The following is a 15,639-nucleotide window of genomic DNA, read 5'->3' as shown; positions in this document are numbered from 1 at the left end:
GTGACGAGTGCGACCTCTGAGAGACCGGCCATCGGAGAGCTGGTTTCGGTCCGCGGGCAGCGCTGGGTGGTCGGCGAGGTCGAACCGGGCGAGAGCAGCACCCTGGTGACCCTGCAGAGCGTCGAGGACGGCCGGTACGGCGACACCCTCGACGTCGTGTGGGAGATAGAGCCGGGCCGCCGCGTCCTGCCCAGCGGTTCCCTGCCCGACGTCAGTCCTGACGGGTTCGACTCGCCGGAGCGGCTCGCCGCGTTCCTCGACGCCATCCGCTGGTCGGCCGTGACGAGCGCCGACGTGAAGACCCTGCAGGCGCCGTACCGCTCCGGGGTGGCCATCGAGGACTACCAGCTGGAACCGGTGTCCCGCGCCCTCGACGCGCCCCGCGTGAACCTGCTGCTCGCCGACGACGTCGGCCTGGGCAAGACCATCGAGGCCGGTCTCGTCGCCCAGGAGCTGCTGCTGCGCCACCGGGCCCGGACCATCATGGTCGTCTGCCCAGCCGGTCTCACCCTGAAGTGGAAGGACGAGATGGCCGAGAAGTTCGGCCTGGACTTCACGATCATCGACACGGAGCGGTGCGCGCAGGTGCGTCGCACGCACGGCAGCGCCGCCAACCCGTTCACGGTCTACCCGCTCAGCATTGTGAGCCTGCCGTGGCTGCGCGGGCAGAAGGCCCAGCGGCTGCTCGACGAGGTCCTCGACCCGGGCGCGATGGAGCGCCGGTTCGACCTGCTGATCCTCGACGAGGCCCATCACGTGGCGCCCGCCGCGCCCAAGCAGGTCTACGCGGTCGACTCCCAGCAGACCAAGCTCATCCGCCGCCTCGCGCCGCACTTCACCCACCGGCTGTTCCTGTCGGCGACGCCGCACAACGGCTACCAGGCATCGTTCACCGCGCTGCTGGAGATCCTGGACGACCAGAGCTTCGCGCGGGGCGTCGACCCGGACGAGTCCGCCATGAAGGAGACGGTGATCCGCCGGCTCAAGCGTCACATCGTGAACGCCGACGGCACCAAGCGGTTCCTCGACCGGGACGCCCGCGCGATCCCGGTGCCGTATCCGCCGGACGAGCGCGAGGTGCACGACCTGCTCAAGCAGTTCGCCAAGGCGCGAAGGGCCAGGCTCAACGCCAACCTCAAGGGCCGCAAGGCCGCCGACCTCGTCACGCTGCTGCTGAAGAAGCGCCTGTTCTCCAGCCCCGCCGCCTTCGCCCACACCCTCGGCGTCTACCTCGACGGCGTACGAGACCTTCCGGCCACACCCGTGGAGGACGACGACGAGGAGTGGGCGGACGACTTCTGGGAGGAGATCGCCACCCTCGACGACGAGCCGCTCGCCGAGGCCGAGGACGACGCGCTCTGCATGGCCGTTCCCTTGCAGGGTGTCGCCGGCGAGGAGGAGATCGCGCTGCTGGAGCGGATGCGCGCCTGGGCCCGCGACTACGAATCCGCGCCCGACGCCAAGGCCCGCGAGCTGATCGACTACCTGCGCGCGGTCTGCCGCCCGGACAAGCACTGGACCAACGAGCGGGTCGTGGTCTTCACCGAGTACCGCGACACCCAGAAGTGGCTCGTGGAGCTGCTCAGGCAGGAAGACCTCGGGGGCGACCACCTCGCCGTGCTTCACGGCGGCATGTCCACCGCCGAGCGCGAGCAGCTCCGGGTGGCCTTCCAGAAGGACCCGGGCGAGCACCCGGTGCGGATCCTGGTGGCCACCGACGCCGCCAGCGAGGGCATCGACCTGCAGAACCACTGCCACCGCCTGGTCAACTACGACATCCCGTTCAACCCGAACAAGCTGGAGCAGCGCATCGGCCGGGTCGATCGCTGGGGCCAGAAGCGCACGCCGGACATCCGCCACTTCGTGGGCACCGGCTGGGACAAGGCCGTCGACTCGTACGAGGCCGACCTGGAGTTCCTGTCCCGGGTGGCGAACAAGGTCGCCCAGATGGAGGAGGACCTCGGCTCGGTCAACGCCGTCCTGGCGAGGGCCGTGCAGCGGCGGATGCTCGGCGACATCGCCGACTACGACGTCGAGCAGGCGGGCGCCTCCGAGGGAACCGTCCCCGCCGAGACGAACGTCGGCGAGCAGGTCCGCAGGCTCCGGGCCAACCTGGACGAGACCGTCGCCGAGCTCGGGATCACCCCGGAGAACGTCAAGCGCGTCGTCGACACCGCCTTGGAGCTCGCCCGGCAGCAGCCGCTCACGCCACACCTCGACGAGAAGCACCTCACCGAGGGCCTCTACGACGTGCCGCCGCTCACCGGCTCCTGGGAGCGCGCCGCCGCCGGGCTGCCGGCGAAGCAGACGAGGAAGGACGAGGCGCCGTACCAGCGCCCGGTGACCTTCAAGGCCGAGGCGACGCTCGACCCGGAGGGCCGGGTGCGCGACGACGTCGTGCTCGCCCACCTCGGCCACCCGCTCGTCGCCATGTCCACCCGCCTGCTGCGGGCGGCGGTCTCCAACAGCGAGATCGGCCTGCACCGGGTGACGGCGGTGGTCAGCGACGATCCCGCTCTGGAGACCACCCTGGCCGGCGCGTTCTCCCGCTTCGTGCTGGTCGGCGGCGACGGGGTGCGGCTGCACGAGGAGGTGCTGTACGCAGGCGGCTGGGTGCAGGAGAGCGGGCGGTTCCGCCGCCTGGAGAACCTGACCGTGCTCGGCGGCATCCTGGACCGGGCGCTCACCCAGGGCACCCCCGCCTCCGCCCCCGTACGGCACCGCCTGGCCGAGGTCTGGCCGCGCGTCGCCGGCCCGCTCCTGCAGTCGATCGACTGGCGTACGGAGCAGAAACGGGAACAGCTCGAACGCAAGCTGGCCCAGCGCAGGGAGGCCGAGCAGACCCGGGTCGTGGCCAACCTCGAACGGTTCGAGGCCACCCTGCGGGCCAAGCTCGCCGAGGGCGACCAGGGCGACGCGCTGTTCAGCCGGGCCGAGGCGGCGGCCACCAAGGAGGAACGCGACCAATACCGCAGGGACCGCAGATCCTGGGAGGAACGCCTGGCCGGCCTCGGCCGGGAGCGCGACCGGGAACTCGAAGCGATCGCGGCGCGCTACCGTGACCCCCGGCCGCACCGGTTCCCGGTGGCCGTGGTCTTCGTCATGCCGAGACGGGAGGCGACCCGATGAGCAGGTTCACGCGAGATGTCGACCACCAGGGGTGGCTCAGCCTCGTCGAGGTGACCGGGCCGTTCCTCAGCATCCCGGTGCTGCGCTCCACCTGGCCGGCCCTCGACGCGATCGACCGGCAGCGGCTCGACGGGCTGCGCCTGGCGCATGCGGCGTGGCAGAAGGGCCGTGACCGCCGCGCCTGGGTCGAGCACGTGCTGCGCGGGCTGCTGCGCTGGGGCGACGCCCTCCACGTCGGCGGCCCGGAACGCGCGCTCGACCACCTCGCGATGGACGTGCCCGAGCACGACACCACGCTCACGCCGTCGTTCGCGCTGGCCGTGCCGGGACACGCGCCCAAGCCCGACACCATACGGCTGCTCGGCATGATCACCAGCGGACACCCCACCGCGCGCATGAAGCTGTCGAAGTGGGCGGCCACGCCCGCCGACCGGATGGCGCAGCTGTGCCGGCACCACGGCGTGGAGCTCGGCCTGGTCACCGACGGCCGCTGGTGGACGCTGGTCTGGGCGCCCAGGGGCGGGGTGACGACCACGGCGGTGTTCGACGCGATCCCCTGGCCGGAGGCCGCCGAGCGTGACGTGCTGCGCGCCTTCGTCTCGCTGCTCGGCTTCGACCGGTTCTTCTCCTTCCCCGAGTCCGAACGCCTGCCCGCGCTGCTCAAGGCCAGCCTCGACAGCCAGGAGGACATCACCGAGGCCCTCGGCGTCCAGGTCCGCCAGGCCGTCGAGCTGCTCGTCGCCGCGATCGGCCGGGCCGGCGTGCCGGGCGAGGTCACCGCGCACGAGGTCTACCGGGGCGCGGTGTCGGTCATGATGCGGGTCGTCTTCCTGCTCTTCGCCGAGGAGCGCGGCCTGCTGCCGTCGGACAACAAGGTGTACGCCGCTGCGTACTCGGCGGGGCGGCTCTGTGCGGAGCTGGAGCAGCGGGCGATCGAGGGCAGTGAGGAGGAGCTGGAGAACAGCCACGCCGCCTGGCACCGGCTGCTCGCCCTGTTCCGGGCCGTGCACAGCGGCGTCGAGCACCCACGGCTGACCATGCACGCCCACGACGGGTCGCTGTTCGACCCCGACGCGCACGCCTGGATGCCGTTCACCATCGACGACCGGACCGTGCTGCACATGCTGCGAGCCGTGCAGTACGTCGAGGTCGGCAAGGGCAAGAACCGGGAGCGTCGCAGGCTCAGTTTTCGCTCCCTTGACGTCGAGCAGATCGGTTATGTGTACGAGGGCTTGCTGTCGTACGACGGGTTCCGTGCGGCGGACACCGTTCTCGGCCTGGTCGGCAAGGCCGGCCGGGAAGAGGAGGTCGAGCTCGCCGACCTGGAGGCGCTGGCGCGGGACTCCGGTGATGCCCTGGCCGAGAGGCTGGCGGAGAAGTACAAGGACTCGGGCATCGGCAGCGTGGCCGCCCTGCGCAAGCGGCTTGCGCCGCTGGACGAGGCCGGGACGCTGGAGGCCACTCGGCGGCTGCTCGCCGTCACAGGCGGCGACGCGGAGCTGGCCCGGCGGCTGCTGCCGTTCGCCGGTCTGCTGCGCCACGACCTGCGCGGACTGCCGGTCGTCATCCTGCCCGGGGCGCTGTTCGTCACGGAGTCGGCGCTGCGCAAGAACACCGGCACCCACTACACGCCTCGATTCCTGGCGGAGCAGGTCGTCGAGGGTGCTCTGGAGCCTCTGGTCTACTCGCCCGGCCCGCTGCAGACGGCCGACCGGTCGCAGTGGAAACTGCGCAGCTCGGCCGAGATCCTGGGCAGGGATGGGCATCGGGGGTTGAAGATCGCCGACATCGCCATGGGCTCGGCGGCCTTCCTGGTGGCCGCTGCGCGCTACCTCGGGGACCGGCTGGTCGAGGCCTGGTCGCAGGAGGACCAGGAGGAGGCGGCGGCTTACCTGGAGGGTGCCGGGGAACGTACGGCCGATGCCGACGCGGACCCTGTCGTCATCGAGGCGCGGCGGCAGGTCATCGAGCACTGCCTGTATGGCGTGGACATCAATCCGATGGCCGTGGAGATGGCCAAGCTGTCGCTGTGGCTGGTGTCGATGGACCCGGCCCGGCCGTTCACATTCGTGGACGACCGGCTCGCGGTGGGTGACGCACTGCTCGGGATCACGTCGCTGGAGCAGCTCGAATACATGCACCTGGTGCCTGCGCGGGGGCGCAAGGTGCACAGCGACCTCTTCGAATGGGCCAAGGACGTGCAGCGGGTCGTCCGCGACGCGGCGGAGAAGCGGAGGCTTCTTACCGAGATCTCGGTGGATTCGAACGGCATCGAGGCGCTGAACAAGAAGCGAAGCATCCTGTCCGAGATCGACAACGAGACCCGCCAGAACCGGCTCCTCGCCGACCTGCTGGTGGGGGCGTCGCTGCGGTATGCCGTGGAGCAGGGCCGGATGGGTGACGCACCGGTGCCCGCTCAGCCGGACAAGCTGCGCGGTTTTGACCGGGCTTCTTTGCAGGCGGCGCAGTTCGCGAGCGCGCTGGTGAACGGCGAGCCCGACAGCATGCCGAAGACCGAGGAGACGAGGAAGGAGTGGCTGGCAACGGACCAGGTCCCCGGCACCTTCAACCGCCAGTCGGTACATTGGCCGCTGGTCTTCCCCGAGGTCTTCGAGGGGAAGGCCGACGGCAGTTCGGCCAGCGGCGGCTTCGACGCCATCATCGGCAACCCGCCCTTCCTCGGCGGCAAGAAGATCAGCGGAAGCTCGGGGTCGGCCTATCGTGAGTACCTCGTCTCGGCTATAGCCAACGGCGCCAAAGGAAATGCCGACCTGGTCGCCTACTTCGTCCTACGCGCTCACGCCATACTCAGCCCTGCCGGCCAGACGGGCCTGATCGCGACCAACACCCTGGCCCAAGGTGACACCCGGGAGGTTGGTCTTGATCAACTTATGGCAGACGGGGTAACAATCAGACAAGCCATAAAGAGTAAGCCGTGGCCATCCAAGAGCGCCGCGCTGGAATACTGCGCCGCTTGGACGAGCAGATATGCTCTCGGCCAGCAGGTGGAGCGCGTGGCTGATGGCGTGTCGGTTCCTGCAATCTCCTCAACACTCTCTCCAGAATCTCGAATTTCCGGAAACCCGTACAAGTTAGTCGCCAGTCAGAATATTGGCTTTATCGGCAACTTCGTCAATGGCATCGGTTTCGCGATGTCAGACGAAGATGCCGTGGATCTGATTGCGAAGGATCCAGGCAGCAGGCAGGTCCTGTTCAAGTATCTCAATGGTCAGGATCTGAACTCTAGCCCTGCCCAGAGCGCCAGTCGTTGGATTATCGATTTTCGCGATTGGCCTTTGACTCAAGCCGGGCAGTACCCCTTCTGTCTAGAGAGGGTGCGGCGCCTGGTTAAGCCGGATCGGGACAAGCTACCTGATACTAAAAAAGCCACCCGAGAGCGTTGGTGGCAGTATGAGAAGTTGGCGCCAGGGCTCAGGACTGCGATTGCGGAGCTTAATCGAGTCATCGTCATCACGCTGGTGAGCAAGGTCGTGATGCCGGTGATGGCGCCGACCGGCCAGGTCTTCTCGCACATGCTCGGCGTGTTCGCGACCGACGACACGGCGATGCTGGCGTTGTTGTCGAGTGCGCCACATTACTGGTGGGCGCGTGCTCGCGCGTCGTCCATGAAGGCGGACCTTCGCTATACGCCGTCGGATGTGTTCGAGACGCTGCCGCTGCCTGAGTTGACAGAAGAGATGCGGGACCTTGGAAACAAGCTCGACACGTACCGGCGGGAACTCATGCTGGCCCGCCACGCCGGGCTAACCGCGACGTACAACCTCGTCAATAATCCAGCGTGCCAGGACAAGGACATCGTGGAACTGCGCCGCATCCACCGAGACATCGACGCGGCGGTCTGCCGGGCCTACGGCTGGGACGACATGCTCGACCGCCTCGACCACGGCCATCACACGGTGGGCGGTCGGGAGACCCGCTACACGGTCGGCCCCTTCGCCCAGCGCGAGTTCGTGGACCGCCTGCTCGAACTCAACCACGAGCGCTACGCCGAAGAGGTCGCCAAGGGCCTCCACGACAAGAAGAAGTCCGGCAAGCCTAGGCCCACCAAGACCGGCCGCGCCCCCCAGAAGCCCGAAGCCGGCCCGCCAGGATTGTTCTGAACCTGTAGCGGCTCGTTGCACGGCCGGTCATAGTTGGAGTGATTGCCGATGCGCTCCAGCCCGTCTGCTAGGCCCAAACCAGTGGAACCGTGCCGCTAAGGCGAAAACGGGCAAGAGCATCATCCAATCAGCGCAGAAAGAAGCGTTCGGAGCCGGGCGATAACCCCACGAAGGGAGGGAGTAATGAGCAAGGGAAGACTGACTGAAGCCCAACAGGACGGCATTGTCGGGGAACTCGTTGAGGGCTTGGAGTCTCTGAGCGAGGAAGAATTTGATGATCTATACAACCAACTTGATGTTGAGCACCAAATGCAAGTAGACCAGTCAGTACGAGAGTTCGCTGACAATGCGATTGGCAGCGAGCATTGGGACTCTGATCGGTAAACAGAAGAAACTCTGGCAGACTGACGTCCCTGACAGGAGCTAAGGCATGACAGACATCCTTCAGGTGATTACTACGAGGGGGAGCGACCGTTACCACGCCAGCGAGGACTGCCTCATGTTCCAGGCGGGTCGGCGTGGCAGCGAAAGCCAGGGCAATCGCCTGCATAGCGTCCTACGGATGTCCGCAGCCGCCGCCGAGGCCGACGGCTGGACTCCATGCCCCGGATGTGTTGACGGCCGAAACACATGAACACCCCGGGCAGCCAAGCAGTTCGGGCCGCAGGCTGTCTTGAATCGCACCATTCTCAAAAGAGTTCGGCTTGGTCGACGTCCCCGTAACGTCGCTCTGCCCGGAAGTATGGGTTCAGAGTTGGGGGCGTCTTAGGCCGCTTACCATCGAGTAGTTCTCCGATGGTGATAATTTGAATCCTTGGATAGGTCTGCCCGTTCACGGGCCACGTGTATAAACCGGCGCGGTCGGCAGCGCTCCTCATGCCCGCAGTGGGCTTGTTCATAGTGATGAAAACACCCATAGCTGCTCGCTCCGAAGTAACAACCCCTACGAGGTCCCGCACATGACTGGGATTCGTTGTTCCACCCTTCACTGAAACGAGTATCTTGTCCTGCTGGCCTCGACCACCTACGGGGATTCTGATGACCCCGTCGATACCCTTATCTCCGACCTGCCTCGTATTGGGTTGGCCGTCCACCATCCCCACGCACCAACGCTCGAACTCGAACGGAGAACGTGCAAACAAGGCGCGAGCTCCCGATAGATCTTTGGGAATGCCACGGGTCTCATAACTCGCCGTAACCCACTCACCGTAGGTATGACGCAGTCGCGCATCGATGAGGTCTACAGCGAGAGTCGTGATGTCGATGCCGATCCAATTCCGCTTGAGCTTCTGCGCGGCGTCGATAGCGGTGCCGCATCCACAGAAAGGATCTAGGACGGTATCCCCCGGCCGACTACTTGAAGCTATAACACGTTCAAGCAGGGGCAGGGGTTTCTGTGTCGGATACCCGAGGCGCTCCGTGGCCTGAGAGTTGATAGGCGGAATGTCGGTCCACACATCTCCCATCGGTACGCCAGGTTGCTCAGCAAGGTAGAGCTTCCTGCGGATGCGACCACCAGGATTTTTCGGGAAGATCAGGCGCCCTTCCATGTCATGGCGTTCCATCTCCCCCGGACTCACTCTCCAGCCATTAGGTGGATGCGGATATCCTTTGTAGTTGTACATCAGATTCGGCCGCGGGTTAGGAGAATCTAGCGGGCCATCCTGATAAGGCCCCCTCCCATCTTTATCGTCGAGCTTGAACCGCGCCTTATACTCATCTGAGTGCAAAGTTGTCTGCGCAGTGAAGGCGAGATCGGTACTCTTCGAATAGAAGAGCAAAAGGTCATGAACGCGGCCATAGCGTACTTTCGCATCCCCCTTGACCGCCGTACGCTTCCACACGATCTCGTTCCGGAAGTTCTTGGGCCCGAAGATCGCATCGAGTGTCATCTTCAGATAATGGCTAGCTGTTGGATCGCAGTGAAGATAGAGTGCGCCGGTTCGCTTCAGGACGCGGTGAAGCTCGATGAGCCTGGGTGTCATCATAACGAGGTAAGCGAGCATGTCGTTTTCGCCCAACAGCTTCCGCATCGCTTCAAGAGCGTTCTTTACCTCGTTTGATGCGGGGCCTGTCATCACGTCGATATACAAGACCTCAGTTTCGTGACTCCACGTCCAGGTGTCATCGAAAGCCTGGATCTGAGCTGGCGAGTCCTCCCCCGACTTCTCCTTGAAGAGAACGTTGTATGAGCGGTTGGAGTTGAACGGCGGATCCAGATAGATCAGGTCAACACTTTCGTCGGAAATGTGTTCACGTAGCACGTCCAGGTTGTCGCCGTAGTAGAGCTTGTTGCGCCACTCGCCGCTTACCCTCGCCATCATTGGAGCGTTCCATCTCAATCCAGAACTGTCAGTAGGGGCGTCCTGGATTGCGATGAAAACGTGACCATCATCACCGGCCTGTCCATAGCCAGCGATATCGCCACAAGCATGAAGCTGCTGCTCAAAGTGTCTATACAGCTCAATTAGCACCTAAGTTCGAGAGATTGCCATCAGCCTCTGGGTTGGCCAAATACTGTAGTTATGGTGCGCCCCCAACACAATCAAGATCTCGCATATCTCAGCCAGCGGCGCAGCGTCAGCGTGATGCCTTCACGGCCGCGTCAGGTGTCCTCCGACTTGTGCCTCGGCACGGTCGGCTGCCACCTGCTGGTCCTGTAACCAGATATCTTCTGCGGCTCCACGGTGTCACCACGGGTTGTATGCATACTCTCTCCGACCGTCGACGGATTGGAGACGGACCCGAGTCGACTGATAATCCGCCTCAAGCCGGTTCCAGAGCCTCGCAGAAGTCCCGGTGATTCGTCCAGAGCTGCTGCGACCTCCGATGTAGGAGGCAACATGCCGCGAATGAGCTGGTCCACATAATCGAGCGGCACGCCGATTTGCACGGCCAGCTCATATCGGGTCATTTCCTCCTCTTCGAGAAGCTCCCGCAGGGTCTCCCCTGGCGGTACCGCATAGTCAAGTTCTCCGGCGGGATACAGCTTGCGCCTGGCCCTGTCCATTGCCGTCGTCCCTCCTGTCATCGATGACTACCCAACCGCCCTGGCCACTTTTGCACGTTGCCATCGCGACGTCAGTCAAGTGGCTTACGCTGCCGGTGTGGTCAGGGCTGTGGTGTTCGACATCGGCGAGACGCTGGTCCGCGACGATCGGTACTGGAGATCATGGGCGGATTGGCTCGGGGTACCCAGCCACACGATGTCCGCGCTCGTCGGCGCGGTGACGGCGCTGGGGCTGGACAACGCCGAAGCGATCCGCATGATCCGCCCCGGCATCGACCTCCACGCGGCGTACAGAGATCGTGAAGACGCCGGCCGGGGTGAGCATCTGGACGACACCGACCTGTACCCCGACGTACGGGACGGGCTTCAGGCCCTACAGGACATGGGCCTACGCGTCTGCATCGCCGGGAACCAGACGGCCAAGGTTGGCGATCTGCTGCGCGGGCTACGCCTTCCCGTTGACGCCCTCGCCACCTCGGCGGAATGGGGTGTGGCCAAGCCGGATACCGCCTTCTTCGATCGCGTCGTCAAGCTCGCCGGCACGGCCCCCAGGGAAACGCTCTACGTCGGCGATCACCCTGTGAACGATGTCATTCCAGCTAAGGCGGCGGGCCTCGTCACCTGCCTCATTCGACGGGGGCCGTGGGGGCTTCTATGGGGCGACGACCCAGCCGTACCCGCCGACCTGCGAATCAACGGTCTCGCAGACCTTCCCGCTCTCCTGGAGACGACCGGACGGAGCCCTGATGCCCTCGGCGAGGAAAAGTAGCGCAGGCGCGGGAGATCGCATCGCGGCGATCCGCAGCGCGCGCCGCATGACCCAGAGCGATCTCGCACGGGCAGCGAACATCTCGCTCAGCATGATCCGAAAGCTGGAACAGGGAAGTCGGAACCCGGGCGACAACGTTCTCGATGCCATCGCCGCGGCCCTTGGCGTCGATCCGTCCCGGCTTCTGCACGGCACCAACCGCACGGACAGTCGCGTCCACGGCACCATCCCCCTCCTGCGCCAGGTGATCAGTACCTGTGATTTCCCCGGCGAGGGTCCAGTGCGTCCCCTGCCTGAGCTACAGGCGGCCGCACGCGAAGCGGTCCGGTGGCGCTTGGAATCTCAGTACGTCCGACTGTCCTACGCGCTTCCTGACCTGATCGCGGAACTCATCCGAGGACTTGGGACTGCGTCTGCCCTCGCACCGCTGCTGGTCACCTCGTACCGCGCGGCCGACGCAGTCGCCTTCAAGTACGGCTATCTGGACCTCTCGGCCCGGCTGATCGATCTGATGCGCCAGACCTCTGTGCTCGTGGAGGACCCGCTGCTGGCGGCGTCGGTGGCATACGTTCGGACTGAAGTCTTCTTCGCCACGCACACCTATGGAGCGGGGCTACGAGCCCTCGAACTCGAAATCGACCGCCTTCGCACGCGTGAGGACACGAGCCACCAGTACATGGGCGTGCTGGGGTCGCTGCACATGCGCGCTGCCGTTGTCGCAGCGCGCGCCGGTCAGGTGGAGTACGCCTTGAGCCATCGTGTCGAGGCTCAGCGGCTCGGCGGCATCGTCCCCGAGGGCGTTTATTACGGGACGGCCTTCGGGCCGGACTCGGTGCGCATTCACGAGGTCTCGCTCGCAGTCAGCCTCGGCGACAGCTATCTCCGGCCCGCTCTCGACATCGGGGACACCTGGGCACCACCATCCAGCATGCCCGCCGAACGCCGGAGTGGCTTCTTCATCGAATTGGCGCGTGCCCGACTGTGGGCTGGCATGAGAGACGCCGCCTTCGACGCGTTGAGGAGCGCACGCCGGATCGCACCGCAGCACACGCGCGAGCACCGTTGGGTACGCGAGGACGTCGAGACGCTCCTGCGCCTCAACCGCGCCAGCAGTGACGAACTGTGCGGCTTCGCCGAATGGCTTGGCTTGTCCTAACAGCCTCTGCGTGACACACGGAGTGTCACTTCATGCTTACTCTGCGCATCAGTATGGGGATCGTCCAAGCCGGTGATGCAGGTAGGAGCCTCAAGACCACTGCCTGCATGAAGCGGACCCCGCCAGCGATGCCCTACATCGCCGACGGGGCCTTGATCAGGATGGTGGTCCTGACCCATGACAAACGATAGGGCTGTAGCCGCCGCTCGTCCGGTATTCGCCGGGTGGCGGATCATGCGCAGCGACGCCGGACGATTCTGGGCGACGCGTGAGCGGCCGTTCCCCCGGGCCGTCGAGGACGCGGGCGCGCACCGTACGGTCGACGCCGACGACCTGGTGGAGTTGTGCCAGGCCATCGCGGAGCAGGAGGGCATCGCCGAGCAGAAGTGCCGGATCGTACGGACAACGCGGTGACCGCGTCCGCCGTCGCTCTCGCTCCGCCCGATGTCCTCACGGACGAGGACTGCCCGGGGATCTCGCCGCATCCGGCCGTGCCCCGCCCCGGGCGTACGGAGCTGTGGTGGATCGCGCAGGGCGTCGGGCCCGGCCGGGTAGTCGCGTACACCTGCTCCTGCCGGATGACGGTCTACGAGCTGGTCTCCTGCGGCGGCGTCTACCAGATCCGCCGCCGGACCCTTCCCCGCCGGGGCGTACAGCCCGTGTCCTGGACGGCCGAGCGGTGGCGCCGCGAGGAGGCGCACGAATGGTGGCGCCGCCTGCTCGCCGGCCAGGCCCGATGAGCCGCCCCGCCGACCGGGGGCCGACTCCGGCCGGCGGGGCCGCGGGCGGTCTGACGTACACCCAGGGGTTCAGGCCGCCCGCCATAAGCCCCCCTGCCGGACGGGACGACAGGCGATCACATCGGCGAGATTGTCGGGGGCGAAGGATACGGTTGACCGGTGGAACTCAGCCCCCGGCAGGTGCTCGATCTGCGCATGACCAGCCTGCTGCTCCGACCGTCGCCGGGCCGGGCGACGAGCGTGGCCGAGGTGGTGACCTGGCTCGGAGCGATGCAGGCGCAGGACCTGGCCAGCGGTCTGTGGTCGTTCGGCGCGCGACTGCCCGAATACACCGCCGCCGACGTCACCGCAGCGTTGGAGCGGCGTGAGGCGCTGCGCACGTGGCCGATGCGCGGCACCATCCATTTCGTCCCGTCCCGCGACGCCCGCTGGATGGTCGAATTGATGGGCGTCCGGCTGCTGAACGGCGCGGCCAGGCGGCGCGAACAACTTGGTCTCTCGGAGGAGACCGCCGTTCAGGCCATGGAGGTGCTGGGCGCGGCCCTGGCCGGCGGCGGGCGGCTGAGCCGGTCGGAATGCCTGGCCGTGCTGACCGAGAAGGGCATCGACACCAGCGGCCAGCGCGGCTACCACCTGCTGTGGTACGCCAGCCAGCGGGGCCTGCTGTGCATCGCCCCCAACATCGGCAACGAGCAGAGCTTCGTGCTGCTCGACGAGTGGGTCCCCGACCCGCACCGGCCGGAGCGCGACGAGGCGCTGGGCACCATCGCCCTGCGCTACTTCCGCGGCCGCGGGCCGACCACCCGGCAGGACTTCGCGGGCTGGGCCGGCCTGACCGCGACCGACGCCAAACGCGGCATCGCCGTGGCCAGCGACGCGCTGGCCCAGGTGACCGTCGACGGGGTGGAGACGTACGTCGACGCCGCGCTCCTCGACACCGCCCCTCCCCCGGCCGCCGACGACGAGGTGCTCGTGCTGCCGGGGTTCGACGAATACCTGCTGGGCTACAAGGACCGCTCGCACATGGTCGCCGACGAGCACAAGGCGGCCATCATCCCCGGCAACAACGGGGTCTTCCAGTCCACCGTGGTACGCGCGGGCCGGGTCGTGGCCACCTGGAAACGCACTCTCACGAAGAACCTGGTACGGATCGCCGTACAGCCGCTCGTGCCACTCCACGGAAGCGACAGGGCGGAGGTTGAGCGGGCGTTCGAGCAGTACGCGCGGTTCGTCGAACGAACCCCGGAAGTGCGCTGGCCGTGATGGGCATACCCTGGTGGAGAAGGTGAGGAGCCGTCATGACCGAACACCATCGGGACGCCGTGCTTTCCCCCTCCGAGCAGGCGATCATTCGAGACCTGCTCGACGCCGACCGGCGCAGAACCACGGACCGGATCGCCCTGCTGGGCCGCGACCGGGAAGAGCTCGTCACCGCGTCGGCGCAATCGACCTCCGACGACGAGCACGACCCCGAGGGCACGTCCACGGCGTTCGAACGGGCCCACGTCCAGTCCCTGCTCGAACAGGCCCGGACTCACCTCGCCGAACTGGACCTCGCCTTCGAGCGGCTACGCGACGGCACCTACGGGAGCTGCGAGAGCTGCGGGCAACCCATCCCCTTCGAGCGCCTGAAGCTCCTCCCAGCCGTCAAGACCTGCGTGAAGTGCGCCTCCCGCCGCCGCTGACCTGCAGAGTCACGAAGAAGTCACGGAAAGCGATGTGCAAACTGGCGCCTGAGGGGTATTCTTCCCCTGCCGCCCCCTGTGAGGGGGAGAGGAAGTGAGCCCGGGCTTACCGCCGGAATTGACGGGAACCCGGGCTTTGCGCTGTCCACGTCAATCGCAGCTTACGTGCTCGACCAGGTGATCACCGAGCAGTAGGTCCCTCAGGGTCCGATCGCCCGTCTCGGCTCGCGCGACGATGCCCGCGACCACGTCGGGAAGCCAAAGGAGTTCTTCGACCAGAGGGCTAGCCCACTCGACATGCATGTCCTGAGGGAGCGCTTCGCGGGCGCGTAGCGCGTTGACCATGTCGAGGTCCTCCTTGTTGCCTTCAGTGTTCCGCCGCTCCATGACGACGTGTGGCACATCACGACACGCTAGATGCCAGAGAAGCCGTTCCAGGCACTTGCGCCGCGCTCGTCGCTGCTTCGCGGGCATGAGGCGGGTGCCGATCACGATGACCGTGTTCGGGTGGAGGGCCGCTACAGCACGGGTGATCTCGAGGCGGCGTTTCGGTCGTTCGTCGCGCCAATGCAGACGGGGCTGTTTCCTCAGCAGCAGAGCACGCAGCGCGGCTCGATGCTCGTCCGCATACTCGACAGGCACGATGACAGCAGCCAGTACATAGAGTCCATCGTCGATCCGCATGGACTCGTCCACGTATGCATGTGACTTACTGTACACGGATGGACACTTTACGGCGTCTCTCCGTAAGGAAGGGGGTTCTTTGGTGCAGCGGATCAGCCGTTCACCATGGCCTTGGTAAGCGACGGGCTCTCGTGAAGGAGGTAGAGGCGCTTACGATCTGGTCACTCCTCGTTCAGATGCCGCCCAAGAACAACTAGCGTGGCGCTAACGGTCAGTCGAGGAAGGACACCACCACGTGTTCGATCGGCAGGAGAAACTGTTCCCAGCGGGAGCCGACCAGGGCGATCTGTTCGGCGGCGAGGAGGCGCAGGCCGCCGGCCCGCCGGTGAGCGAGGCGCGACATCC

Annotated in this window: 12 protein-coding genes; 9 read left to right on the top strand and 3 right to left on the bottom strand. The window is 66.1% G+C overall.

The genetic code is table 11. From position 1 onward, the window contains the following. The 3 genes from drmD to AB0K05_RS02715 all read left to right on the top strand — a co-directional run bounded on the left by drmD (position 1) and on the right by AB0K05_RS02715 (position 7,634). Positions 1-3,129: a DISARM system SNF2-like helicase DrmD gene (gene drmD, locus AB0K05_RS02725; protein ID WP_364226025.1), complete on the top strand. Its 3,129-nt coding sequence runs from the start codon at positions 1-3 to the stop codon at positions 3,127-3,129. Beyond that, positions 3,126-7,250, top strand: coding sequence for a DNA methyltransferase (locus tag AB0K05_RS02720; RefSeq protein WP_364226022.1), 4,125 nt, complete (start codon positions 3,126-3,128; stop codon positions 7,248-7,250). Before drmD ends, AB0K05_RS02720 begins: the two co-directional genes overlap by 4 nt. Before the next feature lie 183 nt (positions 7,251-7,433). Further along, positions 7,434-7,634, top strand: coding sequence for a hypothetical protein (locus AB0K05_RS02715; RefSeq protein WP_364226018.1), 201 nt, complete (start codon positions 7,434-7,436; stop codon positions 7,632-7,634). A 305-nt stretch (positions 7,635-7,939) separates the two neighbouring features. On the opposite strand, the gene AB0K05_RS02710 is transcribed toward AB0K05_RS02715, so the two are convergent. Continuing rightward, on the bottom strand, positions 7,940-9,724 hold the full coding sequence (locus AB0K05_RS02710) for a DNA methyltransferase (RefSeq protein WP_364226015.1): 1,785 nt from the start codon (positions 9,722-9,724) through the stop codon (positions 7,940-7,942). A 516-nt stretch (positions 9,725-10,240) separates the two neighbouring features. Between AB0K05_RS02710 and AB0K05_RS02705 the strand changes: the two genes are divergently transcribed. From AB0K05_RS02705 to AB0K05_RS02680, 6 genes are all read left to right on the top strand, one after another. Continuing rightward, positions 10,241-11,029: an HAD family hydrolase gene (locus tag AB0K05_RS02705; RefSeq protein ID WP_364226012.1), complete on the top strand. Its 789-nt coding sequence runs from the start codon at positions 10,241-10,243 to the stop codon at positions 11,027-11,029. After that, positions 11,007-12,185 carry a helix-turn-helix transcriptional regulator gene (locus tag AB0K05_RS02700; RefSeq protein ID WP_364226009.1) on the top strand — a complete coding sequence of 393 codons (1,179 nt, stop codon included), beginning with the start codon at positions 11,007-11,009 and terminating at the stop codon, positions 12,183-12,185. The genes AB0K05_RS02705 and AB0K05_RS02700 overlap by 23 nt, the downstream gene beginning before the upstream one ends. A gap of 234 nt (positions 12,186-12,419) precedes the next feature. Further along, positions 12,420-12,599, top strand: a complete 180-nt coding sequence (locus tag AB0K05_RS02695) for a hypothetical protein (protein ID WP_364226006.1) — start codon at positions 12,420-12,422, stop codon at positions 12,597-12,599. Then, entirely contained in the window at positions 12,596-12,925 is a 330-nt protein-coding gene (locus AB0K05_RS02690; protein ID WP_364226003.1) for a hypothetical protein, read from the top strand. The genes AB0K05_RS02695 and AB0K05_RS02690 overlap by 4 nt, the downstream gene beginning before the upstream one ends. 159 nt (positions 12,926-13,084) lie before the next feature. Beyond that, complete coding sequence (locus AB0K05_RS02685; protein WP_364226000.1) at positions 13,085-14,188, top strand: winged helix DNA-binding domain-containing protein; 1,104 nt, start codon at positions 13,085-13,087, stop codon at positions 14,186-14,188. 35 nt (positions 14,189-14,223) lie between these two features. Further along, on the top strand, positions 14,224-14,610 hold the full coding sequence (locus tag AB0K05_RS02680) for a TraR/DksA C4-type zinc finger protein (RefSeq protein ID WP_364225997.1): 387 nt from the start codon (positions 14,224-14,226) through the stop codon (positions 14,608-14,610). A gap of 150 nt (positions 14,611-14,760) precedes the next feature. Here the strand turns inward: AB0K05_RS02680 and AB0K05_RS02675 are convergent, their stop codons facing one another. Continuing rightward, the gene (locus tag AB0K05_RS02675; protein ID WP_364225994.1) at positions 14,761-15,294 is read right to left on the bottom strand and encodes a hypothetical protein; all 534 of its coding nucleotides are present in this window, start codon (positions 15,292-15,294) and stop codon (positions 14,761-14,763) included. Positions 15,295-15,505: 211 nt separating this feature from the next. After that, entirely contained in the window at positions 15,506-15,637 is a 132-nt protein-coding gene (locus AB0K05_RS02670; RefSeq protein WP_364225991.1) for a hypothetical protein, read from the bottom strand. Positions 15,638-15,639 lie beyond the last annotated feature (2 nt).

Source organism: Nonomuraea sp. NPDC049486 (assembly GCF_040676925.1).
Taxonomy (GTDB): Bacteria; Actinomycetota; Actinomycetes; order Streptosporangiales; family Streptosporangiaceae; genus Nonomuraea; species Nonomuraea ferruginea.
This window is presented reverse-complemented; position numbering and strand designations above follow the sequence as displayed.

What these genes read in the sequence shown, in the direction of transcription:
- AB0K05_RS02720 (WP_364226022.1), top strand. Translation starts at nt 3,126, where the DNA reads ATGAGCAGGTTCACGCGAGATGTCGACCACCAGGGGTGGCTCAGCCTC.
- AB0K05_RS02715 (WP_364226018.1), top strand. Translation starts at nt 7,434, where the DNA reads ATGAGCAAGGGAAGACTGACTGAAGCCCAACAGGACGGCATTGTCGGG.
- AB0K05_RS02700 (WP_364226009.1), top strand. Translation starts at nt 11,007, where the DNA reads ATGCCCTCGGCGAGGAAAAGTAGCGCAGGCGCGGGAGATCGCATCGCG.
- AB0K05_RS02695 (WP_364226006.1), top strand. Translation starts at nt 12,420, where the DNA reads ATGCGCAGCGACGCCGGACGATTCTGGGCGACGCGTGAGCGGCCGTTC.
- AB0K05_RS02680 (WP_364225997.1), top strand. Translation starts at nt 14,224, where the DNA reads ATGACCGAACACCATCGGGACGCCGTGCTTTCCCCCTCCGAGCAGGCG.
- AB0K05_RS02675 (WP_364225994.1), bottom strand. Translation starts at nt 15,294, where the DNA reads ATGCGGATCGACGATGGACTCTATGTACTGGCTGCTGTCATCGTGCCT.
- AB0K05_RS02670 (WP_364225991.1), bottom strand. Translation starts at nt 15,637, where the DNA reads ATGTCGCGCCTCGCTCACCGGCGGGCCGGCGGCCTGCGCCTCCTCGCC.